This window comes from Pseudomonas kielensis (assembly GCF_014236655.1).
Lineage (GTDB): Bacteria > Pseudomonadota > Gammaproteobacteria > Pseudomonadales > Pseudomonadaceae > Aquipseudomonas > Aquipseudomonas kielensis.
Genome location: NZ_JACMYG010000074.1, coordinates 1 through 2,249, shown reverse-complemented (window position 1 = coordinate 2,249; position 2,249 = coordinate 1). Strand labels below are relative to the sequence as shown.

2 protein-coding genes are annotated in these 2,249 nt (G+C 60.7%); both read left to right on the top strand.

The window, feature by feature from the left end:
* On the top strand, positions 1-589 hold a 589-nt coding region (locus H7995_RS28005), incomplete at its 5' end, for a DUF2345 domain-containing protein (protein ID WP_185819317.1).
* The coding region (locus H7995_RS28000) for a phospholipase D-like domain-containing protein (RefSeq protein WP_185819316.1) at positions 586-2,249 on the top strand (1,664 nt) is incomplete at its 3' end. The genes H7995_RS28005 and H7995_RS28000, both read left to right, overlap by 4 nt.

Here is a 2,249-nt window from a genome sequence, read left to right as displayed (position 1 = left end):
CGGCCTGGAGATCACCAGCACCGAGGATGAAATCCGCATCACGGCGAAGAAAAAAATCACCCTCAATGCCGGGGGTAGCTACATCACCCTTGATCAGAACTGCATCGAGTCCGGGACGCTGGGGGACTACAACATCAAGTCGCCGTATTTCGACTATCTGGGACCAGCCAGTATGAGGGCTTCGCATCCTGAATATCCGCAGAGTCTGACCAAACAAATGCTGCGGCTCAACGTGTCGCAAGCCCCCAATGCTTCCCATCGTGGCTGGGCGGGAATGCCTTACACACTCTATGCCGACGGCGCAGTGCTCAAACAGGGCGTGCTGGACGAGTCCGGGCAAGTGCTGATCGACCACCAGGTCGTGACCCGGAGCTACCGGTTGGTCATGGCCAACGGGGTGAGCCACCACATCCCGGTGCCTACCGACTACCGCAACGCCGAGCAGGCCCACCTGGCCAATCGCGGCTTGCATAACCACCTCTCGCAAGCGGACCCCGAGATGAGTCAACCCACATCGCACACGGATCACCGCGCGCTGTACGTCACGGTGATCAATGGAGTGAGTCAACAGGAGGGGAAAACACCATGAGGCAAGACGAAATCGTGTCTCCGGCCGCACTCCAGCACACCCAAGAGGTGACCTGCATCCCGCGCTGGTACGTGCAGCGCACCGAATACCCGCCCGCAATGGCGACTTACGACCCGCTGATCAATGGAGAGGAAGCCTTCGAGGCTGTGCATTTGGCTATCGCGCAAGCCAAAAAGTCCATCGACATCATCTGTTGGGGATTCCAGCCGTCGATGTATTTCATCCGCGATGGCAAGGCGCCGAGCATTGGTCAACTACTCATGGACAAAGCCAAGGACGGGGTCGCGGTTCGGATACTGGGCTGGGAAATGCCGTTCAACAGCGCGGGTGCCGGAGGCGAGGCTAACTTGCCCGGCAAAGGTACCTTGCGCATCCAGGATCGGGCGCTGCAAAGCTCCTCCAAGAAGCAGTACGACGAAGACCGGAAGTGGTTTGCCGAATGTGCGGTCTCGGACGGTAAAGCGGCCCAGCATGTCGCGCTGAAATTGCCGGTGTTTGTCAGTCGCGGTTTCGACTTCAATGAACGAGTGGAAATCGAACATCAAGTGCGGCGCGCGCGTCTAGATCCGCAGGTCAGCAGCAAGACGCGCTTTACCCTGGCAGCGACCGCGACGCACCATCAAAAAACCGTGCTGGTCGACTTTGAACTGGCGGACCGCGCTGTTGGGTTCGTCATGGGTCACAACATGCTGGATGAGTACTGGGACAACAACGCCCATTCGGCGCTTAACCGTTCCGAGGCCACCAAGCCTGCACCCAATAGGGGCCCACGCGGCAAGACCCCGCGCCAGGACATTTCCAGCCGCGTCAGCGGGCCGATTCTGGAAGCCCTGCACCACAACTTCGCCAAGGCCTGGCGCAAGGAAACCGGTGAAAACCTGATTGCCTCACGCCAGTCCATGCAGCTTGGACCGCAGCTGCAATGCACCCCGGACGCCACCCGACAAATCGCGCAGATCGTCCGCACCCAGGCCCAGAAAGAAAAGCGCGACATCGAGCAGCTCTACCTGCAAGCCGTCAATAACGCGACCCAGTTCATCTACATCGAGAACCAGTACTTTCGCTGGCCACCCCTGGCCGAGCTGATCAAGGCCGTGGCAGCCGGCCAGACCCAAGCCGGGCGCGACCCGGGCCTCCACGGTCCCTTGCACCTGTTCGTGATCACCAATGCCAGCGAAGACAGCGTAGGGCCCGGCGCGGTCAATACCCAGCGCATGCTCGCCAGCCTCGGAAGGGCCGAGACCATTCCCGAAGTCACCAAGCTACAGCGCATCGAAGCGGTGAAAAAAGACGCCACGCCTCAACCACGACCTGAACCCCGCGACCGCGTCGGGCATCGGGAACTGGCCGACTGGCAGGCCGAGCTCGACAGGCAAATCCGCGTGGTCAAGGACAGCACGATTACGCCCGAAGAGCGCCCCGGCCTGAAGGTCCACCTGTGTTCGTTGGTTGCACCCGACTCGCCCGCCGGCAACTGGATGCCGGTGTACATCCACTCCAAGCTGATGATCGTCGACGACGTGTTCACCACTCACGGCTCGGCCAACATCAACACCCGCAGCATGCAGGTCGACAGTGAGCTGAATATTGCCCATGAGTGGGCGAGTGTGACGCAGGCGCTGCGGCGGCGGTTGTGGGATCTGCATACGGATGGGAAGGG